Source organism: Ruegeria sp. AD91A, assembly GCF_003443535.1.
GTDB lineage: Bacteria > Pseudomonadota > Alphaproteobacteria > Rhodobacterales > Rhodobacteraceae > Ruegeria.
This window is the reverse complement of record NZ_CP031946.1, coordinates 3,273,428-3,296,492: the sequence shown is the minus strand read 5'-3', so window position 1 is coordinate 3,296,492 and position 23,065 is coordinate 3,273,428. Positions and strand designations below refer to the sequence as shown.

Annotated in this window: 23 protein-coding genes; 8 read left to right on the top strand and 15 right to left on the bottom strand. The window is 59.2% G+C overall.

What is annotated here, in order from left to right:
* Positions 1-10: 10 nt before the first annotated feature.
* The 8 genes from serB to D1823_RS16480 form a co-directional block, all read right to left on the bottom strand.
* Complete coding sequence (gene serB, locus D1823_RS16515) at positions 11-889, bottom strand: phosphoserine phosphatase SerB (protein WP_117871906.1); 879 nt, start codon at positions 887-889, stop codon at positions 11-13.
* Between the two features lie 35 nt (positions 890-924).
* Entirely contained in the window at positions 925-1,653 is a 729-nt protein-coding gene (locus D1823_RS16510) for a metallophosphoesterase family protein (RefSeq protein WP_117872946.1), read from the bottom strand.
* A 119-nt stretch (positions 1,654-1,772) separates the two neighbouring features.
* Positions 1,773-3,368, bottom strand: coding sequence for a phosphoglycerate dehydrogenase (gene serA / locus D1823_RS16505; protein ID WP_117871904.1), 1,596 nt, complete (start codon positions 3,366-3,368; stop codon positions 1,773-1,775).
* A 64-nt stretch (positions 3,369-3,432) separates the two neighbouring features.
* On the bottom strand, positions 3,433-4,587 hold the full coding sequence (locus tag D1823_RS16500) for a phosphoserine transaminase (protein WP_117871901.1): 1,155 nt from the start codon (positions 4,585-4,587) through the stop codon (positions 3,433-3,435).
* 194 nt (positions 4,588-4,781) lie between these two features.
* Positions 4,782-7,637 (bottom strand): aminomethyl-transferring glycine dehydrogenase, encoded by a 2,856-nt coding sequence (gene gcvP / locus D1823_RS16495; protein ID WP_117871899.1) that lies wholly within the window; start codon positions 7,635-7,637, stop codon positions 4,782-4,784.
* 175 nt (positions 7,638-7,812) lie between these two features.
* Positions 7,813-8,178, bottom strand: a complete 366-nt coding sequence (gcvH, locus tag D1823_RS16490) for a glycine cleavage system protein GcvH (protein ID WP_117871897.1) — start codon at positions 8,176-8,178, stop codon at positions 7,813-7,815.
* A gap of 18 nt (positions 8,179-8,196) precedes the next feature.
* Positions 8,197-9,294, bottom strand: coding sequence for a glycine cleavage system aminomethyltransferase GcvT (gene gcvT, locus D1823_RS16485; RefSeq protein ID WP_117871894.1), 1,098 nt, complete (start codon positions 9,292-9,294; stop codon positions 8,197-8,199).
* A 284-nt stretch (positions 9,295-9,578) separates the two neighbouring features.
* Positions 9,579-10,766: a Zn-dependent hydrolase gene (locus D1823_RS16480; protein ID WP_117871892.1), complete on the bottom strand. Its 1,188-nt coding sequence runs from the start codon at positions 10,764-10,766 to the stop codon at positions 9,579-9,581.
* 136 nt (positions 10,767-10,902) lie between these two features.
* Between D1823_RS16480 and D1823_RS16475 the strand changes: the two genes are divergently transcribed.
* Genes D1823_RS16475 through D1823_RS16455 form a run of 5 tightly spaced genes read left to right on the top strand, consistent with a single transcriptional unit; the run spans position 10,903 to position 14,673 of the window.
* Entirely contained in the window at positions 10,903-11,553 is a 651-nt protein-coding gene (locus tag D1823_RS16475) for a histidine phosphatase family protein (protein ID WP_117871890.1), read from the top strand.
* Positions 11,554-11,571: 18 nt separating this feature from the next.
* Entirely contained in the window at positions 11,572-12,186 is a 615-nt protein-coding gene (locus D1823_RS16470) for a glutathione S-transferase family protein (RefSeq protein ID WP_117871888.1), read from the top strand.
* A gap of 14 nt (positions 12,187-12,200) precedes the next feature.
* Positions 12,201-13,247 carry a saccharopine dehydrogenase gene (locus tag D1823_RS16465; RefSeq protein WP_117871886.1) on the top strand — a complete coding sequence of 349 codons (1,047 nt, stop codon included), beginning with the start codon at positions 12,201-12,203 and terminating at the stop codon, positions 13,245-13,247.
* Between the two features lie 12 nt (positions 13,248-13,259).
* Complete coding sequence (locus tag D1823_RS16460; RefSeq protein ID WP_117871884.1) at positions 13,260-13,508, top strand: SemiSWEET family sugar transporter; 249 nt, start codon at positions 13,260-13,262, stop codon at positions 13,506-13,508.
* Between the two features lie 22 nt (positions 13,509-13,530).
* Entirely contained in the window at positions 13,531-14,673 is a 1,143-nt protein-coding gene (locus D1823_RS16455; protein ID WP_117871882.1) for a saccharopine dehydrogenase family protein, read from the top strand.
* A gap of 91 nt (positions 14,674-14,764) precedes the next feature.
* Here the strand turns inward: D1823_RS16455 and D1823_RS16450 are convergent, their stop codons facing one another.
* The 5 genes from D1823_RS16450 to D1823_RS16430 all read right to left on the bottom strand — a co-directional run bounded on the left by D1823_RS16450 (position 14,765) and on the right by D1823_RS16430 (position 17,780).
* Positions 14,765-14,968, bottom strand: a complete 204-nt coding sequence (locus D1823_RS16450; protein ID WP_117871880.1) for a DUF1127 domain-containing protein — start codon at positions 14,966-14,968, stop codon at positions 14,765-14,767.
* Between the two features lie 59 nt (positions 14,969-15,027).
* Positions 15,028-15,255, bottom strand: coding sequence for a DUF1127 domain-containing protein (locus tag D1823_RS16445; RefSeq protein WP_117871876.1), 228 nt, complete (start codon positions 15,253-15,255; stop codon positions 15,028-15,030).
* Positions 15,256-15,381: 126 nt separating this feature from the next.
* Positions 15,382-16,449: a hypothetical protein gene (locus D1823_RS16440; protein WP_117871874.1), complete on the bottom strand. Its 1,068-nt coding sequence runs from the start codon at positions 16,447-16,449 to the stop codon at positions 15,382-15,384.
* 153 nt (positions 16,450-16,602) lie between these two features.
* The gene (locus D1823_RS16435) at positions 16,603-16,920 is read right to left on the bottom strand and encodes a DUF3775 domain-containing protein (RefSeq protein WP_117871872.1); all 318 of its coding nucleotides are present in this window, start codon (positions 16,918-16,920) and stop codon (positions 16,603-16,605) included.
* 86 nt (positions 16,921-17,006) lie between these two features.
* Positions 17,007-17,780, bottom strand: coding sequence for a DUF1365 domain-containing protein (locus D1823_RS16430; RefSeq protein WP_117871870.1), 774 nt, complete (start codon positions 17,778-17,780; stop codon positions 17,007-17,009).
* Between the two features lie 146 nt (positions 17,781-17,926).
* Here D1823_RS16430 and D1823_RS16425 point away from each other — a divergent pair, with 146 nt between their 5' ends.
* From D1823_RS16425 to D1823_RS16415, 3 genes are read left to right on the top strand one after another with little or no spacing between them, the layout of a single operon-like run.
* Complete coding sequence (locus D1823_RS16425; protein WP_117871868.1) at positions 17,927-18,583, top strand: sigma-70 family RNA polymerase sigma factor; 657 nt, start codon at positions 17,927-17,929, stop codon at positions 18,581-18,583.
* 10 nt (positions 18,584-18,593) lie between these two features.
* Complete coding sequence (locus D1823_RS16420; protein ID WP_117871866.1) at positions 18,594-19,244, top strand: ChrR family anti-sigma-E factor; 651 nt, start codon at positions 18,594-18,596, stop codon at positions 19,242-19,244.
* A gap of 46 nt (positions 19,245-19,290) precedes the next feature.
* Positions 19,291-19,695 carry a hypothetical protein gene (locus D1823_RS16415; RefSeq protein ID WP_117872945.1) on the top strand — a complete coding sequence of 135 codons (405 nt, stop codon included), beginning with the start codon at positions 19,291-19,293 and terminating at the stop codon, positions 19,693-19,695.
* A 3-nt stretch (positions 19,696-19,698) separates the two neighbouring features.
* Here the strand turns inward: D1823_RS16415 and D1823_RS16410 are convergent, their stop codons facing one another.
* Both D1823_RS16410 and mutL read right to left on the bottom strand, forming a co-directional pair.
* The gene (locus tag D1823_RS16410) at positions 19,699-20,928 is read right to left on the bottom strand and encodes a DNA recombination protein RmuC (protein WP_117871864.1); all 1,230 of its coding nucleotides are present in this window, start codon (positions 20,926-20,928) and stop codon (positions 19,699-19,701) included.
* A gap of 57 nt (positions 20,929-20,985) precedes the next feature.
* Entirely contained in the window at positions 20,986-22,851 is a 1,866-nt protein-coding gene (gene mutL, locus D1823_RS16405) for a DNA mismatch repair endonuclease MutL (protein ID WP_117871862.1), read from the bottom strand.
* Positions 22,852-23,065: the final 214 nt, after the last annotated feature.

The following is a 23,065-nucleotide window of genomic DNA, read 5'->3' as shown; positions in this document are numbered from 1 at the left end:
ATAGTCCTGATCAGCCGCCTACAAAATCGGCGCGGCAATAGCCTTGCAGGTAAAGCAGCGCCGTCAGGTCGCCGTGATTCACCCGCACGTCGCATTTCGCGGCCACCGACGGCTTGGCATGAAGGGCAACCCCGGTTCCGGCCCGACCAAGCATTCCAAGGTCGTTGGCCCCGTCACCCACGGCGATCGCGTCACTTTCAGACAGGCCAAGCCGCGCCGTAATCTGCTCGAGCGCTTCGATCTTGGCCTGACGCCCCAAAATAGGACGCGCGACGTCTCCGGTCAGCTTGCCATCTTCAGCCAGCAAAGTGTTGGCGCGGTTTTCATCGAATCCCAAAAGCTCTGCCACCCGCGCGGTAAAGGCCGTAAAGCCACCGGATACCAATGCTGTATAGGCCCCGTTGGCCCGCATCGTCGCCAGCAATTCCCTGCCTCCGGGCATCAGAGTGATCCGTTCCCGCAGAACTTTGCCGATGACGCTTTCATCCAAATGCTTCAGCAAACCAACCCGCTCGATCAGGGCACCTTCGAAATCAAGCTCTCCGTTCATGGCGCGAGCCGTTATGTCCTTGACCCGGTCGCCGACGCCGGCCTCATCCGCCAATTCGTCGATGCATTCCTGCTGGATCATCGTGCTGTCCATGTCGGCCAGCAGCATCTGTTTGCGCCGTCCTTGCGCGGGTTGCACAACCAGATCCACTCCCATCCCTTGCAGGTCTGCCCAAACGTCCCACCGATTGTCGGGGATGGCGTTCAACTCAAACTCTGCCGCCTCATCCGGGTTGAGCCAGAGGGCCTCTCCACCACCCCACGCATTACGCAAGGACTCAGTCAATGCGCTGTCCAGCGACGGCGCTGCCGGATTGGTCAGCAAAGTGGCGACATACATATTCAATCTCCAGTGTCCTACCCGAACGGGGTGACTTAGTGGGTCAACGCTAAACGGCCCTGATCGGTCAATTCCCAGCAGGACTGCCCTTCGAACACCGCAACACCCACCGGGCGTCCGTATCCGGCACCTGTGTCCAGATTGACGCGATTTCCATAATGCGTTGCCCGATCCACCGGAGTATGACCATGCACGATCAGCTTGGGATGCGGGCCCGGATGGGCATGGAAATCCTGCCTGATCCAGACCAGATCGTTGGCGCGCTGCTCTTTGAGCGGCACGCCCGGACGAATGCCTGCATGAACAAAGGCTAGCCCGGGCGTCTGATGCATCAGAACCAGATCGCGCAGAAAGGTAAGGTGCGATTTCGGCACCGCCGCCTGCGCCATCTGATGCAGATCTTCCAGACGGATCTGGCCTTCGAATTCCACGCCATAACTGCGCAGGGTCTCGACCCCGCCCAGCCTTTCATGCAGCCAATGATACCCGACAAGCAAATGCGGATCGTGACGTGGCGTGCCCTCCATGAACCAGGCGAACATGCGATCATGGTTGCCCAGCAGAGTGATCCAGTTCAGGCCCGAATCGCGCCCGGCAATCAGGCGCTCGATCAGCCCGCGGCTGTCGGGGCCGCGATCCACGTAATCACCCAGAAACACGATCTGGGCATCCGGGCCGCCATCGCCCTGGATCAGAGACAGCGCGCGCTCCAGCTCGGCCACCTGCCCGTGCAGATCACCAACAACGTAGATAGGCTGTGTCATAGATCCTCCGACGGTAAGGTTCAGCTTGCTTGTGCCGCAGATTGCAGCCTGAGAAAACAAAGGACCCGGGCCTTCGGTCAACCGGGTCCTGAACTGTTTCTCAAACTCTACAGGCCACGTCAGGTGACATCAAACTCCAACGGCTTGATCTGTGTGAACAGACCCGTTTCCGCCAGCTTGGCGCGTGCCTCAGCCGGAACCGGTTCGTCAACATAAAGCAACGCAATCGCTTCTCCGCCGGCCTCGGATCGACCCAGGGTAAAGTTCGCGATGTTGACGTTGTTCTCACCCATTGTCCGCCCCAGAGCACCGATGATGCCCGGCACGTCTTCGTTGGTGGTGTACAGCATATGGGCGCCGACCTCAGCGTCGATATTGATGCCCTTGATCTGGATGAAACGAGGTTTGCCGTCACTGAACACGGTGCCACCGATGGAACGCTCGCGCTTGTCGGTCACAACGGTGACTTTGATATAGCCCTCGAAAGCACCCGATTTGTCCTGATTGGTGGTCGAGATCTTGATCCCGCGCTCTTTGGCGACAACCGGGGCCGACACCATGTTCACCTCGGGGTTGAACTTTTTCATGATCCCGGCGACCACGGCGCAGTTCAACGCCGCCAGGTTCATTTCAGCAGCAACACCATCATACAAGATATTGATCGCCTTGACCGGCTCATCGGTCATCTGGCCGATGAAGCTGCCGAGATGGCCGGCCAGCTTGATCCACGGCCCCATCACCTTGGCTTCTTCCGCCGTCACACTGGGCATGTTCAAAGCGTTCTCGACCGCACCTGTCAGCAGGTAGTTCGAGATCTGCTCGGCCACTTGCAGCGCCACATTCTCCTGCGCTTCAGTCGTTGCCGCACCAAGATGTGGCGTGCAGACCACGTTGGGCAGGTTGAACAAGGGGTTGTCCTTGGCGGGTTCTTCACTGAACACGTCAAACGCGGCACCCGCAACGTGACCGGATTGCAGCGCCTCTGCCAACGCCTCCTCATCTACCAGACCACCACGAGCGCAGTTGATGATGCGCACACCCTTCTTGGTTTTGGCGAGGTTCTCGCGGCTCAGAATACTACGGGTCTGATCCGTCAGCGGCACGTGCAGGGTGATGAAGTCGGCGCGGGACAGCAACTCGTCCAGCTCAACCTTTTCCACGCCCATCTTGGCGGCTTTCTCTTCCCCCAGATAGGGATCATAGGCGATGACTTTCATCTTCAGGCCAAGCGCGCGCTCGCACACGATGCCGCCGATGTTACCCGCACCAATGACACCGAGCGTTTTGTTCGTCAGCTCGATCCCCATGAACTTGGACTTTTCCCACTTGCCCGCATGGGTCGAAGTCGAGGCCTCGGGGATTTGCCGCGCCACGGCGAACATCATCGCAATCGCGTGTTCTGCGGTGGTGATCATGTTGCCGAATGGCGTGTTCATCACGATCACACCTTTTTTCGACGCCGATTCCTTGTCGATATTGTCAGTGCCGATTCCGGCGCGGCCGATCACCTTCAGCTTGTCGGCTTTTTCCAGAATGGTCGGCGTGACCTTGGTAGCCGAGCGGATGGCAAGACCGTCATATTGACCGATCACCTCGGCCAATTTGTCCTTGTCCTTGCCCAGATCGGGCATGAAATCCACGTCAATGCCGCGATCACGGAAAATCTGAACAGCGGTTTCGCTGAGTTTGTCGGAAACGAGTACTTTGGGAGCCATGTCTGTGGTCCTTGAATGTAATGAGAAGTCCGGGCCGATGCGGCCCGGTGAAGATGGGATGCGATCAGGCGGCTTCTGTTTGCGCCGCGATTTCGGCCTCAAAGGCCCATGCCAGCCAAGGCAGCATCGCTTCGATATCCGAGGTCTCGACCGTACCGCCGCACCAGATTCGCAAGCCCGCAGGCGCATCGCGATAGGCACCGATATCCAGCGCGATATTCTCGGCTTCCAGCCGTTTGGCCACAGCCTTGGCAAAGCTTGCGCCGTCCTGAATACGGGCATCTGTGAATTTCAGACAGACGGATGTGTTCGACTGTGTTGCCGCATCCTCGGCCAGATTGGCGATCCAATCGTTCTGCGCGCAGAACGCATGTACCGCACCGGCATTGGCATCCGCACGGGCAATCAGGCCCTGCAGGCCACCGACCGAGCGCGCCCAATCCAGCGCGAACAGATAATCCTCAACCGCCAGCATCGACGGCGTATTGATCGTCGCACCGGTAAAGATGCCGTCGATCAGTTTGCCACCTTTGGTCAGGCGGAAGATCTTGGGCAACGGCCATGCGGGGGTGTAGCTTTCCAACCGCTCCACCGCACGAGGGCTGAGGATCAGCATCCCGTGGGCCGCTTCGCCACCCAGCACTTTCTGCCAGCTGAACGTGGTCACATCCAGCTTGTCCCAGGGCAGGTCCATCGCAAAGGCCGCCGAGGTCGCATCGCAGATCGTCAGACCCTGACGGTCATCCGCAATCCAGTCGCCATTCGGCACCCGCACGCCCGAGGTCGTGCCGTTCCATGTGAAAACCACGTCATTGGCGAAATCAACAGACGCCAGATCAACGATCTGCCCGTAGTCGGCGGTCTTTATCTCGGCATCGATTTTCAGCTGCTTGACCACATCGGTGACCCAACCGGACCCAAAGCTCTCCCACGCCAGCATCTCGACCTTGCGCTCGCCCAGCAACGACCAAAGCGCCATTTCGACCGCGCCGGTGTCAGACGCAGGGACGATGCCAATCCTGTAATCAGCTGGAATGCCCAGGATCTCACGCGTGCCCTCAATGGCCGCCTTCAGCTTGTCCTTGCCAACAGCGGCACGGTGCGAACGCCCCAGGGCGGCATCGGCCAGTTTGGTCAGATCAAATGTGGGGGGTTTGGCGCAGGGGCCCGAAGAAAAACGCGGATTTGCCGGCCGCGTCGCCGGTTGTTCGATCGTCATGTGTATTACCCTTCCAGATACACGCCCCTCGTTGGGGAGGGGTGTCCCACGCACAGGGCTATGGGTCCTTCGCACCCGCAGCAAGCGGAAAAGACTCTTCGTTGAGTGAAAACGACATCAAAAAAGGGCTCAGATCGGAACAGGAGTTTCCGATTGGCGAAAAACCCCGCCGAAGTCCGGCGGGGTTTTCGATTTTATTCCGCTGCTTCTTCGTATGCGTCCATTGGGGGGCATGTGCAGACGAGGTTTCTGTCGCCGTATGCGTTGTCGACGCGGTTGACGGGTGACCAGTATTTGTCGACGCCCATGGAGCCCGGCGGGAAGCAAGCCTGTTCGCGGGTGTAGGGGCGGTCCCAGTCGCCGACCAGATCGCGCACCGTGTGGGGGGCGTTTTTCAGCGGGTTGTTGTCCGCGTCGATCTTGCCGTCGATGATGTCCTGGGCTTCCGCGCGGATGGACAGCATGGCGTCGCAGAAGCGGTCCAGTTCGGCCATGGGTTCCGATTCCGTGGGTTCGACCATCAGGGTTCCGGCCACCGGCCAGGACATGGTCGGCGCGTGGAAGCCTGAATCGACCAGGCGCTTGGCGATGTCATCCACGGAGACATGCGCCTCGGCGTCCAGCGGACGGGTGTCGAGGATGCATTCATGCGCCACCCGGCCCGTTTCCGAGGTATAGAGGATCGGATAGGCGTCCTGCAGACGCGCGGCGATGTAGTTGGCGTTCAGGATCGCCACTTTCGTCGCCTGGGTCAGACCGGCGCCACCCATCAGCAGCACATAGGCCCACGAGACGGGAAGGATCGAGGGCGAGCCGAAGGGCGCCGCCGAGACCGGCCCCACGGCGGTGCCGTATTCCGGGTGGCCGGGCAGGTGCTCGGTCAGATGCGCCTTGACGCCGATCGGGCCCATGCCAGGGCCGCCGCCGCCATGCGGGATGCAGAAGGTCTTGTGCAGGTTCAGGTGGCTGACGTCTCCGCCGATGTCACCGGGGCGCGACAGGCCCACCATCGCGTTCATGTTGGCGCCGTCGATATAGACCTGACCGCCGTGATCATGGGTGATCTGGCAGACCTCCTGCACGGTGGTCTCGAACACGCCATGGGTGGACGGGTAGGTGATCATGCAGGCGGCCAGATGATCGGAGTGCTTTTCCGCCTTGGCGCGGAAGTCGGCGACGTCGATATTGCCGTTCTCATCCGCCTGCACCGGCACGACCTGCCAGCCCACCATCTGGGCCGAGGCCGGGTTGGTGCCATGCGCCGAGGTCGGGATCAGGCAGACATTGCGCTGACCCTGCCCGCGGGCGAAGTGATAGTTGCGGATGGTCAGGAGACCCGCATATTCGCCCTGCGCGCCCGAGTTGGGTTGCTGGCTGATCGCGTCATAACCGGTGATCTGGCACAGCTTGTCGTTCAGGTCGGCAATCATCTCGTGATAGCCCTGCGCCTGATCTTCGGGGCAGAACGGATGCAGATTGCCGAACTCGGGCCAGGTGACCGGGATCATCTCGATCGTGGCGTTCAGCTTCATGGTGCAGGACCCCAGCGGGATCATCGCCCGGTCCAGCGCCAGGTCACGGTCGGCCAGGCGGCGCATATAGCGGGTGATCTCGGCCTCGGCCCGGTTCTTGTGGAAGATCGGGTGGGTCAGATATTCGCTTTCACGCAGCGCATAATCGGGCAGGCGGTATTGCTTGTTCGAGCTGTCATCCTTGCGGTCGATGCCGAAGGCACCCCAGACCGCCTCGATGGTCTCGGGGCGGGTCTGCTCGTCCAGGCTGATGCCGACCCGGGTCTCGCCCACCTTGCGCAGGTTGACGCCGCGGGCCACGGCGGCCTCCATCACCACATTCTGCAGATGGCCGACCTCAACCGTGATGGTGTCGAAGAACACTTCCGGTTCGACGGCAAAGCCAGCCTCTTCCAGACCGGCAGCCAGACGCGAGGTCTTGCGGTGCACCGATTGCGCGATGGCCTTGATGCCGTCGGGGCCGTGATAGACGGCATACATCGAGGCAATCACCGCCAGCAGCGCCTGCGCGGTGCAGACATTCGAGTTCGCCTTCTCGCGGCGGATATGCTGCTCGCGGGTCTGCAGCGACAGGCGGTAGGCCTTGTTGCCCCGGCTGTCGATGCTGACACCGATGATCCGGCCCGGCATGGACCGCTTCAGCTTGTCGGTGGTCGCCATATAGGCAGCATGGGGCCCGCCATAGCCCATCGGCACGCCAAAGCGCTGGGTCGAGCCGATGGCGATATCCGCGCCCATCTCGCCGGGCGATTTCAGCAGCGCCAGCGACAGGATGTCGGCGGCGACAATCGCGATGGCTTTATGTTCGTGCAGCGCCGCGATCTCGTTGGTGAAGTCGCGCACATGGCCATGGGTGCCGGGATACTGGAAGATCGCGCCAAAGACGGAACCTGCATCCAGCGTGTCCGGATCGGCCACCTGAACGTCGATGCCCAAAGGCTCGGCGCGCGTTTTGATCACCGCGATGGTCTGCGGGTGGCAGTTCTTGTCGACGAAGAAGGCCGCGTTGTTGGCCTTGGACCGGCCGCCGCGCTTGGCCATCGCCATCGCCTCGGCCGCAGCTGTCGCTTCGTCCAGCAAGGACGCGTTGGCCACGTCCAGCCCGGTCAGATCGCTGACCATGGTCTGGAAGTTCAGCAGCGCCTCAAGACGGCCCTGGCTGATCTCGGGCTGATAGGGCGTGTAGGCGGTGTACCAGGCCGGGTTTTCCAGGATGTTGCGCAGGATCGGCGCCGGGGTGGTGGTGCCGTAATAGCCCTGACCGATCAGCGAGGTCAGAACCTTGTTCTTGCTCGCCACCTCTTTCATATGGAACAGCGCATCGCGTTCCGTCATCGCCGGACCCCAGTCCAGCGGCTCTTTCTGCCGGATCGCAGGCGGGACGGTGGCGTCGATCAGCTCGTCCAGCGTCTTGAAGCCGATCACCTTGAGCATGTCGCGCATCTCGGTCGGGCTGGGCCCGATATGGCGGCGATTGGCAAAGTCATAGGCTTCGTAGTCGGTCAGTTTGAAGGCCATGTGTAGCGCTCCTCAAGGAATGTCTCGCCCGGCCGCTCTGGCAGGAGCCTCCGGCGGGGAGTAAGGGCCGTCCCGGAAACTGTCCGGTGGACAGTTTCAGGCCCGAACGGGCGGAGCCCAAATTCGGCGGCATAAGTTAAAACGATGGAGCCCCGTGCCGGGACTCCGTTTGGGTTTACCCGATCAGGGCCTTGTAGCCGTCCAGATCCATCAGCTCTTCCAGCTGGGATGCATCGCTGATCTTGATCTTGTAGATCCAGGCCTCGCCCTCGGGATCTTCGTTCAGCGCACCGGGATTGTCGGCCAGCGCCTCGTTCACTTCCGTGATCTCGCCATCGACCGGAGCATACAACTCGGACGCCGCCTTGACGGATTCGATCACGCCGATCTCGCCGCCTTTTTCGAACTCGTCGCCCGCTTCCTGCTGTTCCACGAACACCACTTCACCCAGCTGCTCGGCGGCATGTTTGGTGATGCCCAGAGTGGCCGTGTCGTCTTCAACGCTCAGCCATTCATGCTCTTCGGAATAATAGGTTGCCATCTTGTCTCTCTCCTGACTTCAACGCTTGTAATTCTGTTTGACGAAGGGCATGGCCACGATCTGCGCCGGTTGCGCCTTGCCCCGGATGATCAGGTTCACCTTCTCGCCCGGCTCGCCATGGCCCGCGGACACATAGCCCATCGCGATCGGGCCTCCGACCGTCGGGCCAAAGCTGCCCGAGGTGATCTGGCCGATCGTGTTGCCCTCAGTGCACTGGATTTCCACACCCTGGCGCGCCGGAGCACGGCCGTCGGGCTTGATCCCCACCAGCTTGCGGGATGCCCCCTCGGCCAGTTCGCGCTGGATACGCTCCGCACCCGGAAAGCCGCCTTCTTCCTTGCGGCGCTTCTGCATCGCCCAGCCCAAAGACGCCTCGACCGGCGAGGTGCTCTGATCGATGTCATTGCCATACAGGCACAGCCCCGCCTCAAGCCGCAGGCTGTCGCGCGCGCCCAGACCCGCCGCTTCGCAATCCTCATGCCCCAGGAAGGCTTTCGAAACTTCGATCGCCTTGTCCTCGGGGATCGAGATCTCATAGCCGTCCTCGCCGGTATAACCCAGCCGCGAGATGCGGCACTCGACACCGTTGATATCAGCAAGGGTGGTTTCCATGAACTTCAGGTCACGGGCAACAGGGCACAACGCGCCGACAACATCCTCGGCCTTGGGCCCCTGAACCGCCACCAGCGCGCGGTCGAAGATCTCGGTCACTTCGACACCTTCGAGATTGTCACGCATATGCGGAATGTCCTGATGCCGCAGCGCCGCGTTCACCACCACAAAATAGTGATCCCCCGCATTCGACACGATCAAATCGTCCATGATCCCGCCGTCAGCGTTGGTGAAAAACCCGTACCGCGCCTTGCCTTCCTTCAGCGTCGCATAAGCCTGCGGGCACAAAGCTTCCAGCTTCTCACCCACATTCTCGCCGCGCAGAATAACCTGACCCATGTGAGACACATCAAACAACGCCGCCTTCTCTCGGCACTGCTTATGCTCACCCATAATCCCCAAAGGATACTGAACAGGCATCTCCCACCCAGCAAAATCAACCATCTTACCACCCAAAGCAACGTGAAGGTCATACAAGGGCGTGCGTTTCGGTGACGTCATGATCCGGCCAACTTCCGATTATTTAAAGGTCAAAATGCATGACAGTCAGTCTGCCCCAAGCCGCATAGAATGCAATGATTCCACCCGGTTTTTAGTGAAACACCGATCCGAAGAAGAGGCGGTATACAGACGCATGCACCATGAATGTTCCTATAGGAAACTTTTTTCCGTTAGGCAACAGTCCTCGTTTTCACCGGGTAAAAATCCATTCATCTTGCCAAAAGCCAAGAAGAGGGACTTCTCCGCTGATGCAACATCTTCTTCGGCAGTATTTTGCAAAGTGACGCTCAAGTGGAGAGTGTCCGCACGGCATGATCCAGAACTTCGAGCCCCGCAATCAAATCGGCCTCTGCCGTATCTTCGGCAAAGTCATGGCTGATTCCGCCGATCGAGGGCACGAACACCATCGCGACCGGCATCAATCGAGAAACGTTGGTGGCATCGTGCAAGGCCCCTGACGGCATTGTGCGCCACCTATTCGGAGCGACCCGCTCCGCACCGTTTTCGAGTGCGCGGCGCAAGGTTTGATCCATGGCGACGGGTTCCAGCCCCAGCATCGGGTCGTAGTCCAAATTCAGTCCCAGTTCCTCGGCCGTCTCATGAGCTGTCGCTCGAATGATCTCCTCCATCCGGGCCAAACGGTCTGCATCACCATCGCGCCATTGCATCGAGAAGCGAACCCGTCCCGGCACGATGGCCGATGCGTTTGGATGCAGGTCGACCCGCCCGATAGTCCAGACAGTCTGCGGGGTGACAACATTGCGAAACCGCTCATTGAGCCGGGTGTTGAACAGGGACAGGGCCTGAAATGCGTCACGGCGCAGGTGCATGGGAGTGGTGCCGGCGTGATTCTGCTGACCTTCGAAGGTGATCGACATATCGCGGATGCCAACGATATCGGTGACCACGCCAATCTGGCCTCCAGACGCGTCCAGCGAGGGGCCCTGTTCGATATGCATCTCTATGAAGCCAGTGAAACGGGACGGGTCCACGAAACCTTGCGCCAGGTCTGCCATGGATGATCGGGCCTGGCCAAAGCTGACACCGGCCCCATCCGTCAACACATCGGCTTTTTCCAGAGGTAACCCGCCCGACCAGACGGCCGAGCCAGTGGTCACACCAAACCGCCCCTCTTCGTCCTGAAAGCTGACAACCGAAACGGGCCGGTCGCTGGAACGTGCGATTTCCAGCGCGGCAATGACGCCCAGCGCACCATCCAGCCAGCCGCCTTCAGGCTGACTGTCAGAATGTGATCCCAAAAGCAGCGAGGGGCCGGTCGCCAATCCGAACAGGTTGCCAACCGGGTCAAACTGCGGGGTCAGGTCTGCTTCGCGCATACGTCCGGCAAGCCACTGGCGCGCGGCGATATCCGCGTCCGAATAGGCGGGGCGGACAACCCCCTTGCCCACACCCGATGCACCGAATTCACGCAACTTATGCAGGTCGGTCAGAAAACGCGTGTGATCGACGGTCATAAACCCCTCCGAAGACTTGTACGGGGCGAACCATAGCCAGAAACAGAAAAGGGGCGAGGTTTTTTTCAACGGACATGAAACCCCTCTGGCACCGGAGGGGAACCTGCCCTAAGACTTCGGCGCAAGAGGGACCGACATGTCACATATCACATTGGTGCGTCACGGGCAGGCAAACACAACAGCACGGGACGAGGTAAGTTACGACAGGCTCAGCGACTTGGGGCATCAGCAGGCCCGCTGGCTGGGGGCGCATCTGCGTGATACCCGCAGCCATTATACCCGGGTCTATTGCGGCACCCTGAACCGCCACGCCGAGACAGCGGCCAGTATGGACTTGCCCAATCCAATCCGCGACGCACGACTGAACGAGATCGAGTATTTCACGCTGGCGCAATTGTTCGAGGACCAACACGGTGTCGCGATCCCCACGGACCGCGAAGGTTTTGTCGAACATCTGCCCAAAACGTTTGCGGCCTGGGCCAATGGCGAAATCGAGAACCCGCCGGAAACTTTCGTAGAATTCGAGACGCGCGTGCGCGACGCGCTGCACGAGATCGGAACCGAGGGCGGATCGGCCATTGTCGTGACCTCAGGCGGGTTAATTTCGATGGTGGTGCGTCAGGCGATGGGGTTGGATATCCCGTCAATGGCACGGGTGGCCCTTGCCATCATGAACACGTCAATGCATCGTCTGCACCCGATTGGCGCTCAACTGAGCCCGGTTCTTTTCAATGCCGTACCGCATTTGGAAGCCCCTGACCGACAGTTCGCGCAGACCCACCTGTAACCAGACCGGAGACGCCTGATGCAGCTCTACTATGCACCCCGTACCATCTCGGTCGCTGTTGCGATTGCCCTGGAAGAGGCCGGACTGGAATACGAAGCAATCAAGCTCGACTTCGCCGGGGGCGAGCAGACGAAACCGGCCTACAAACAGATCAATCCCAAGGGCCGCGTTCCTGCGCTGGTCGTTGATGGAGGCATCCTGACCGAAACCGGGGCTTTGCTGGAGTTTGTTGCCGCCAAGGCCCCCGAAGCAGGGCTGGTGCCTCCCGATCCGGTGATGGCCGCGCGGATGCGCGTAGTGATGTTCTACCTTGCCTCGACCATGCATGTGAATCATGCGCACAAGTTGCGCGGGCACCGCTGGGCCGACAAGAAATCCAGCTGGAAGGACATGAAAGACAAGGTCGCGCAAACGATGACCGAATCCTGCACTTACATCTCGTTGAGCGGGCTGCGTGGACCATTTGTGCTGGGCGAGGCGTTCTCGCTGGCCGATGCTTACCTGTTCGTGGTGTGCAGCTGGCTTGAAGGCGACGGAGTCGATGTTTCGGCCTTTTCCAAAATCGTCGCCTTCCGTGAGGCGATGGAGGCACGTCCCTCGGTTCAGGCGGTGCGTGCCGCCGGAATGCTCTGACAAAAGGAAGTAAGATGACACATCTCTGGGTCCGGGCAGAACAGCGCCCGAACGAAGAACGGGTTGGGCTGACACCGGAAGGTGCCGCCGCGCTGATCGCGGCTGGCATCCGCGTGACGGTCGAGGAAAGCCATGCCCGCGCCATCCCACTGGACGGCTACAAGGACGCTGGCTGCGAGATCGCGCCCGAGAATTCCTGGCCCGATGCCCCGCTGGACGCGATTATCTTCGGCCTAAAGGAGCTGCCCGAAGACGGTACACCCCTGCCCCACCGCCACATCATGTTCGGCCACGCCTACAAAGGCCAGCATTCGGGCCGCAAGCTACTGGAGCGGTTCAAGGCTGGTGGCGGCACGCTTTATGATCTGGAATACCTCGTGGATGAGGGTGGTCGCCGGGTTGCTGCATTCGGGTATTGGGCCGGTTATGCGGGTGCTGCCGTGACGCTCAAGACCTGGGCGGCGCAGCAACGAGGCGGGATATGCCCGCCCGTTGGCGTGTACGCTGGCAAGGATGCGCTGAACGCGGAACTTCGGGATGAGCTTGACGCCACCGGTGCAACGCGCCCGCGCGCCATCGTCATCGGAGCTTTGGGCCGTGTGGGCACCGGTGCCGCAGACCTGTGTGAGGCGATGGGCGTCGCGGTCACCAAATGGGACATGGCCGAGACGGCCAGCGGTGGACCTTTCCCAGAAATCCTTGACCATGATCTGTTCCTGAACTGCGTTTTCGCGCGGCCCGGCACTCCGGTCTTTGTCCCGCGCGAGGCTCTGACAGCCCGCCGCAACCTGACAGCCATCGGCGACGTGGCCTGCGACCCGGACAGCGACTACAACCCGGTGCCCGTCTATGACCGCGCCACCACATGGGAAGCACCCGCCCTTCGCGTGGCCACTGACCCGGTGATGGACGTGATGGCAATCGACAACCTTCCGTCTATGCTGCCGGTTGAAAGCTCGGAAGACTATGCCACGCAGCTTCTGCCGTCCCTGCTGACCCTGACCGATCTGGAAAAGGGTGTCTGGGGTCGCGCGCGGGACGAGTTCAACAAACATGTTTAGGCGAGCGCAAGCATGGAACATCTGATCGGAGGGGCGGCTGCGGTTCTGGGTACCATCTGCTGGTTGCCGCAGACCCTGAAAACCTGGCGCAGCCGCGAGACCAAGGATTTGTCTCTGCCCGCAAACCTGTTGATTCTGACCACCCTGACTTTGTGGCTGATCTATGGGTTGATGATCTCGGCGTGGCCGCTGATCCTCGGCAATGTGATATCGATCCTTCTTGTCGGTGCGATTGTGACCGCGAAATTGAAGTTCGGCTGAACAGCCTTAGAGGAGTTTTCTAATGACCATTCATTGGTGTGGCACCGGCCTCTCGGCCATTCCCGGCCTGCGCCGCCTGATCGAAGGCGGCCATAAGGTCGCCGTCTGGAACCGGACCATCGAAAAGGCCAAGGTCGAGGTCGGAGACCTGACCGACGACATCCGCGCCTTCGACACCGACGCGCTCGGCGCTGTATTGGAGAAGGGCGATGTGATCGTCTCGATGCTGCCGGGCGACTGGCACGTGCCGCTGGCAGAACTGGCGATTTCGAAAGGAGCCAATTTCGTCTCGTCCTCGTATATCGCGCCCGAGATGCGCGCGCTGGATGACAAGGCGCGCGAGGCCGGTGTCGCACTGGTCAACGAGGTCGGTCTGGACCCGGGCATCGATCACCTGATGGCGCATGCGCTGATCGACGACTACCGCGGTTCTGATGCATTCGATCCGAAAAACCACCTGAGCTTCATCTCATATTGCGGTGGCATTCCCAAACATCCGAACCCGTTCCGATACAAGTTCAGCTGGTCGCCGCTGGGCGTGCTGAAAGCACTGCGGTCGCCGTCGAAGTCGATCCGCGATTACGCGCCGCTGGACGTAACCCGCCCGTGGGATGCAATCAGCAGCTACATTGCCCCGCTGCCAGCGCCGGAAAGCTTCGAAGTCTATCCGAACCGCGACTCGATCCCCTTCATGGCGCAATACCATTTCGAGGATCACTGGCCAGTCAAGGAATTCGTCCGCGGCACCCTGCGCTTGAACGGCTGGGCCGACGCGTGGTCGGATGTGTTCACCGAGATCGAAACCCTGTCTGGTCCCGAAGGAGATGCGCGTCTGAAAGAGATGTCGGACCAGTTCTGGGAGGAAAACGCCTATGACGAAGGCGAGCCTGATCGCGTTGTACTGTGCGTGGGATTGAAGGCCGAGAAAAACGGTATCCCCGTCTGGCACAAGACCTATGTCATGGACGCCTGGGGGGATGAGCGTGGGACGGCGATGGCGCGTCTGGTGTCCATTCCGGTCTCACTTGCCGTCGAGGCCGTATTGAACCGCGCCATCCCGGCCGGAGTTCACGCGGCCCCCAGTGATCCCAAGCTGGTGCAGGGGTGGATGAGCGAAATCAACAGGCTGGCCCAGCATCTGCAAATCGTCGATCACACGGCCTGAATGCAAAAAAGCCATTCCAGACAGTCTGGAATGGCTTTCATTGTTCTTCTTTATGCATGTTGTACTCATTCGGGTTTCTCTCACCCGACCTTTAGATATACCGCTGGATAGTATCTTCGATATCACTGCGGTTGATTCCGAGCTCTGACAATTGATGATCGGTCATTGCATTCAGATGCTGCGCTGCGCGGACAATATCAGGGCTGATCGAACGGATTCGCATTGCACGATCGAACAGCAAAAGCGCGCTGGCAGCCGGAGCCGATTGATTGGTGGGCGGTATGACGTCGAACATACTGGTAACCTCACTAACAGGATCACGGGAATTGGTTTCAGGTCACGCTGAGTGCTTCATCACTGCCGGTAAGGCTTGTTGTTATAAACACTCTCATATGCGCATTGTTTGATCTGATCCCGCTGGACGCCGATATCGGCCAGTTGCAGGTCATCAAGCTTTTCCAGATCCCGCACGGTTTTCGAGAAAATCCGGCGGCGGAAATGCTCAACCTTTGCATCCGCATAGTTTGAAAACAGACCGTCAAGCAGGCCACCCCGGCCTGCGAACGTTTGTGTATGTGACATGTCTTTCTCCTCCTGAACTTGATGTCATTGTCTTCCTGACATCAAATAAAGGAGGCATTCGTTAAGGACGCCATTCCAAAATATTAACGTGCGTTTAAAGATCCTGCGCTAGTGCCGGACCCGACTTTACCTGCTTTCGGTGGGCAAGACTGTCTGAATGGCAAAACGCGTCGCCGGATCGATGTTCCCAGCGGAAAGGAGAGCATCGAACCTGTGTTGCAAAGGAGAAAAGTCCCAATACCGAACCGCAATGGCGGTTTGCGCAGCCAGTGAAGTATCACGATCTAATACGCGGCCATAGATCTCCAATATTTTAGCACGATGTTCGGGCATCGACGTGCCCGCATCAGACAGGGCTCGGATCAAGCTGCTTTTTTCGTCAAATGACAAAGTCGCTTGAGTAAGAGCTGCCTCGATCCTGGCAAGGGCTTCTGAACTGTCCGCTTCAATTCCTGCGAGTGCCCACTCCTCCAGATGCACCCCACCGTTCTGTAGCCGCGCCTTGTATCGCGCCCGAACAATAGAAACCGCAGTTGCGTCCGATTGTAACCCGAGTAGCCTGATCGATACCGGCGCATAGTTGAACCGCTGTAATGTCTGAACTTCCTGTAACAGCTGCTCCGTTGGTACAGCCAGTCCAGCGGCACGAACTAACTCGTATGGTGCACGACTGATCTCGACCATCGCCGTATCACGCAATATCCGGTCGGAATGTGTGAGAAAGCTGCCAAAGAAAGTCACTCGTTCGATGTCTTTCGTTTCACCCAGAATCCAGTTTTGCCCGTTGGTCTGAAGTGCGTCCAAAAACCGAGCCCGTTCCGGAGTAATCCGAAAAACCTTTTTCCAGCTCCGCGAAAACCCGCGACCGGCGGCATCGATGTCGTCGGTGCCGTATATCAGCAAAACGCGGGCCTCAGTATCCGATCGAAATGCCGCGCGTGTTGCGCTATCAATGAGAAAGGGAATATCTGGTAACGACGAAAGCTTTCCTTGAGTTCCTTTGATAATGGTAACCGGCTGATACTTAAAAGCGTTATCAAACGCTGGCCGTGCCAGAATAACTACGTTCGCCGATAGTATGCGGTCAGCAAGCGTAAACTCCGGCAAAGTTAGACAGATGCTGCATGCCTCCACAGGTCGGACGCTCGTAGTCCCCAAAAAAATCGAGACAAAGAACCCGAAAAGCCGTGTCATACGTCGCAAGTTCCTGCCCCTAAATCCAAAACCCACCCTGTTCGTAGGTTGTAAACTAACTCAATTTGAGAGCATATGCCATTTCTTGAACGCCGGTGGCTTGGTCTAGGGGCGAACTATCGGTTTAGATTGCTTCATGACCTTGGGTCCCGTCTACATCAGATCATTTTCGACGTCCTCGGCCGATATCCCCAGCGCATCCAAACCATTCTCAAGATGATCGGACATGTGCGGAGTACCGATCAGGTAGTCGGCGCAGGGGGTTGAGGCCTCGGCCTTGGCAGTGGCAATCGCTTCGGCCAGATCTTCGGCGAAAAAACTCTCGCGGCCGATCCACATGATGGCAACCAGTTCGGCTTGCTCGTCTTCGCTCATACGTTCGATAAAGGCGCGCATTTCACCTTCTGCCCGGTTTAGCTCGCGCCCCATCATGGCTATCTGAGCGACCTTTCTTGCCGATATTTCCAACATGGATCATGTTCCTCGTGTTCGCGGTTGTCATGCCATCACAATCACCGAACACCACCCGAGTCTTTGATCTTACGCAAACAACGGCCCTAGTGCCGCGCCCGTGAAACCGGCTGGTCCGGTACCGGTTGCCTGCGAAACGGGCGAAAGGTTGCTTTTTTCAACCACAGCCTGAAAGCCTGCCAGACGATCAGTGCAAAGGTTCTCCGGGCGCCAAATGGTCGCCGCAGCAAGGACCACAGGATCACCCGGTTGGTCAGGGGCTGCCGCGGTCCGGACAGCGTCGCGATCAGCCCACCACCAGCGCGGCCATAGTCGATCCAGACGCCGACCCGATCCGGGCGATAGTCAAAGCGGAACGTATAACTGCCTTCGATCTTCTGAAACGGTGAGACATGCATCAGCTTGTCCGCCACCACCCTGTCAGTCGGTTCGATGGCCGAGAAATCAGGTTTGTGACACAGGTAGCTATGGCGGGTGCCATAAGTATTGGTGACTTCGGCGACCACCGCATAAAGATGGTCACTGTCGTCAAAACAGAACCAAAAACTGACGGGATTAAAGACGTGCCCAAAAACGCGGGGTTGGGTCAGCAACTCGAAGCGCGCCGGTTGTTGTACCGACATCTCTTCAAAACGCGCACGCAGCCAAAGCGCGCCTTCGCCCCGACCTGACTCTCCTCCATGATCTCTGGTGCGCCAGTTCGTGACATTCGCGCGATCAACCGAAAACAGCAAGGGCGTGTTCTGTGCTGCTTCGGGATCCAGCAGAATGTAGTCGACCGAGTAACGAAACGCGTTTTCGATCGCGCCCTTGCGCCCGTGGTAGGTGTGGCCCGCGATATGGTCTATTTCCTGCGTCATCCGCTGTATTCCGGCCTTCTCGTAAACACATTTAACTGCACTGAATCTCTTCAGATGCTGATAACCTTGATACGGAAAATTGCACAAATTGGATCATAATGTCCCCATAAAGTGATCCGGCTTGGGGAACGCGCCGTATTGAGGTTATGTTTACCGAGATCGATACCGTGACCTTGGACGAACCTGCGGCTCAACCGGCCGCCCTTCAGCCTCGGCGCGAAAAGAAACGCATCAAGGGTGGACGGGTGAACGGAACCAACGGCAGGCGCGAGACGAGAACCGAATGGGTGGATCACGTCAGGCGCATCCGCGACGAGCAGGATCAGGCGGCATTTGCCGAGCTGTTCCAGCATTTCGCGCCGCGCATCAAGGCGTTCCTGATGAAGTCAGGGTCAGACGCCGCGATGGCGGAAGAGTGCGCCCAAGAGGTGATGGCGACCTTATGGCGCAAGTCCCATCTGTTCGACCCGACGCGGGCAACGGTGGCCACCTGGGTGTTCACGATCGCTCGGAACAAGCGCATTGACGTTCTGCGCAAGCAACGCCGTCCCGAACCCGAAGATCTGTGGTGGGGTCCCGAGGCCGAGCCTGAGCAGGACGATGTCATCGCGCTGCAACAGGAAACCGCGCAGCTGCGCACCGCTTTGACGGCGTTGCCGGACGCGCAGAGAGAACTGATCGAAAAGGCGTATTTCGGTGATCTGAGCCATCGGGAAATCGCGTCACAGACCGGCTTGCCGCTGGGAACGATCAAATCACGAATTAGGCTGGCGCTGGACCGCTTGCGCCATGCGATGAACTGAGATGGGTAACATGAGTAAGTCGATCAAACATCACCTGACAGATGACCTGTTGATGGCATATGCCGCAGGAAGTCTGCCCGAAGCCTTCGACCTGATGGTCGCGACGCATCTGTCTCTGTGCGACCATTGCCGCGCGCGGGCCGGAAGTTATGACGCCGTAGGTGGGCATGTTCTGGAGGAACAGGCAGAATCCATCGCCATGAGTGATACATCTCTGGCCGCGACAATGGCATTAATCGCCAAAGGCGCACCAGCGGCGAAACCTGTGCGTCCGAATTGCCCAGTGTTGCCGGTGCCCTTGCAGGACTATGTCGGCGGGACTGTCTCTGATATCCGCTGGAGACCCGTCGGCATGGGCGTAAAGCAAGCCATCCTGCCGACGACAAAGGATGCGACGGCCCGCTTGCTGCTCATTCCAGCCGGTGCTGCCGTTCCTGATCACGGGCATCATGGAATGGAACTGACGATGGTGCTTCAGGGCGCTTTCTCAGACGAAGTGGATCACTTCGCCCGTGGCGACGTCGAGATCGCAGACGAGGATTTGGAACACACACCTTTGGCGGACATTTCGGAAGATTGCATTTGTCTGGCGGTTACGGATGCACCGTTGAAGTTCAACAAGCTGATGCCGCGCCTGTTCCAGCCCTTCCTGCGTATCTAAAGTTGCCTGCGATCCCCGCGCAAGGCGTGTTTTGAAAGGAATGATCATGTTCGGAAGACTTTTTGTATCCGTCCTTCTCGTTGCAGTCGCGCCCGTCGTCTCGGCCCAAATGTCGGCCGAGGTTCAGTTTCAGCCCGGCAATTATGGAACCATGGTCAGTGGGACCATCTCAGGAGATGAGTACTTCGACTATACGCTTGGCGCCAAAGCCGGGCAGGAGATGTTTGCCAATCTTCAGGTCAGCGATACCAATGGTAACGGCGTGATCTATTTCAACATCCTGCCGCCGGGCAGCGACGGTGTCGCGATCTATAACGGATCGATCGACGGCAACACCGCCCGAATCAATCTGCCCGACGATGGAGACTATACGATCCGCGTCTATCTGATGGGCAATGACAGGGACACCGGTAAAACCGTAGGATACAATCTGGACCTGTCCATCCAATAGATTTCAACCTTCGTGTCTCGCAAGGGGCACAACGTCAGTTTCGGCCTTCGTCTCGATTTCTTCAAAGTCGAAATTGTCCAGACGCTGCGCACGGCGGCCTGCCTTTTCGGCGCTGATCTTGATCTCTGAGATATCCTTGGCCGCCTGCCCGAAATGACGATCCAGGTTCGAGACGCGATCACCCAGGCGGTCCACATCCTTATGCAGCAGCCCCAACTCTTTGCGTATTGCACCGGCCTGTTCACGCATACGCGCATCTTTCAGGATCGCCCGCATGGTATTCAGCGTGGCCATGCACGTGGTCGGGGACACGATCCAGACCCGCGCGGCGAACCCCTCGCGTACAACGTCGGGAAGACGGGCGTGCAGCTCGGCATAAATCGCTTCGGACGGCACGAACATCAAAGCACCGTCCGCGGTTTCCCCATCCAGGATGTACTTCTCGGAAATCGCATTGATATGCACTTTCACCGCTGCGCCGAATGCCCGCAGGCATCTATCGACATCCACCTTCGTCTGCGCAGCGGCCAGCGCCTCGAAATCCTCCAAGGGGAATTTTGCGTCGATCACGATCGGTCCCGGCGGGTTCGGCAGGTGAATCAGGCAATCCGCCCGCCTGCCGTTCGACAATGTGGCCTGCAGCGAATAACTGTCAGCGGGCAGCGCCTTGGACACGATATCGTTCAGCTGGATTTCCCCGAACATCCCGCGCCTCTGTTTGTTCGACAGGATATCCTGCAAAGACAGCACATCGCCCGACAGTTTGGTTATATTGTCCTGCGCCTTGTCGATGGCGGCCAGACGTTCCTGCAATTGGGTCAGCGAGGTCGCCGTCTGTTTCGACGAGCCATGCAACGTCTCTTTCATCCGTTCCTGCATCTCGGCCAGCGCACGCGCCGATTTCATCGCATTATCCGCCAGCCGGTCATTCATCTGCTGCTGGACCGAAGCCAAACGCGCCTCGACCGTCTGAATCACCTGCATCTGCGCGTTGGCCTGAGTGTCCGAGACATGCTGAAGGCCGCCGCGCAACTGTTCCTGTCCCTGGCCCAGTTGCTGGACGTGCTGACCCAGATGCGCCATCTGCCGCGCCAGAGGTTCCGCCATCCGGGCCGAGCGGTTGGCCGCCCGCAACGACAGGAACAGCAGCAGCAGAATCAATGCCACCACGCCACCCACGGTCAGTAACACGGGATCATTCAACGCCATCTCAGTGCCTGCAATTTGGATCATGGGATTCAACTTGTTCTCGTTTTGTTTCCATCTTGTTAAGCCATGTTTGAAACCAGATCAACTGCGTCCAAACAGGCGTTCGATATCGCTGAGTTTAAGTTCCACATATGTTGGTCGCCCATGGTTGCACTGGCCGGAATGCGGCGTCGCCTCCATCTCGCGCAGCAGGGCATTCATTTCTTCGGCGCGCATCCGACGACCGGATCGGATCGACCCATGGCAGGCCACACGGCTGAGGATCGCCTCGATCCTTGACTGCACCATCTGACTTTCACCCTGATCCGCGAGTTCATCTAGGATATCGAGGATCATCGCCCTCGCATCGACTTCGCCCAGAATGGCAGGGGTTTCGCGTACGGCAATGGCGCTTCCTCCGAAGGGTTCGATGGTTAAGCCAAAGCGCGTCAAATCATCTGCGACGGCCATCAGGCGGGCGCAATCCCCTTCAGACAATTCCACGATTTCCGGAATCAGCAGGGCCTGCGCCGCGACGCCATTCTCGGCCATCTGCGTTTTCAGCTTTTCATAAACCAGCCGTTCATGTGCAGCATGTTGATCTACGATCACCATGCCATCGGCGGTCTGAGCAATGATGTAATTCTCATGCACCTGTCCGCGGGCTGCACCAAGCGGCAGATCCTTCGCCTGAGGCTGCTCCTGAATCTCGGCGACCTGTGCAATCGGAGTCGGCTCGACAATGCTGCCACTGTAGTCGTCGGCCAGTTCGGCAAATCCCGGAGCCTGCGGACGAAACGCCGCCGTGCGAGCGGCAGGCGACGGGCGATCCATCTGATAAACCCGCGCAGGTGCCGGCTGTGCCGGTTCCGGCCGCATTGCGCCCAGCGTCGCATTCGCAACAGTCGAGGATGCCCTGTGCCCGGCTTCCGCCAAAGCATGGCGCAGGCTGGAAACGATCAGCCCCCGCGCAATACCGGGATCTCGGAACCGGACCTCGGATTTGGCAGGGTGGACGTTCACGTCAACCAGCGTGGGGTCGCAGTCGATAAACAAAGCCGCAGCCGGGTGGCGGTCGCGGCTCAGGAAATCGAAATAAGCCGCCCGCAGCGCGCCGGTCAGCATCTTGTCGCGCACGGGGCGTCCGTTGACGAAAAGGTACTGTGCCACGGCAGCGCCCCGCGAATAGGTCGGAAGGGCGGCGTAGCCGTAAAGACGGATGCCTTCACGTGTGGCATCAATCTGCAAGGAGTTTTCTGCAAATTCGCGCCCGATCACGCGGGCCAGTCGGGCGTGGAGCGCATCAAACAGGTCTCCGTTCTCGCGATCCGCGCGAAAAGTCACGCGACCCTCTCCGCCACCGGACACATCTCGCAAGGTAAATGTCACGGAAGGTTCGGCCATGGCCAGCCGTTTCACTATGTCAGTGATTGCCTGCCCCTCGGCCCGGTCGGTGCGCATGAATTTCAGGCGGGCCGGTGTGGCGTAGAACAGATCGCGCAGTTCGACCACAGTCCCCGTGCGCAGTGCGGCGGGTTTGACCGCATCCATTTTGCCACCCGCGACGTGCACCTGCGCCGCATCCGCGCCGGGAACGCGGCTGGTTATGGTCAGACGCCCGACGGCCCCCAAGGACGGCAGAGCCTCGCCCCGAAAGCCGAAAGTGTGGATGTTCAGCAGGTCCGACCCGTCAATCTTTGACGTGGCATGGCGGGACAAGGCCAGCGGAAGATCTTCCGCCGAGATACCGCACCCATCATCCGTGACACGGATCAGGGTCTTGCCACCATCGGCAACATCGATGGCAATCCGGGTGGCCCCTGCATCGATTGCGTTCTCGACCAGTTCCTTGACCGCCGAGGCCGGTCGTTCCACCACCTCACCAGCCGCGATGCGGTTGATTGCGGCATCATCGAGCTGCTTAATCACGGGGCGTTTTTCGCCGATATTGGGGTTTGCCTGGGCCATACCCCTAGACCTAGCATAGTCGCGCACGATTCTGCCACCGGTTTGAACAGTACATTTGAAGGGAGGGGGCGTCCGGGTGTCCGCGAACGAGGCTTCATTCCGGATCACCCGGACGTGCCAAGTGAGTGGTGTGTTTCAGCTAATTAATGGGGCAGGATGTATCATGCACGTGTTGGAAAATCTGCTTAAGATTCTCCCGCTCAGTTTCTGGGCA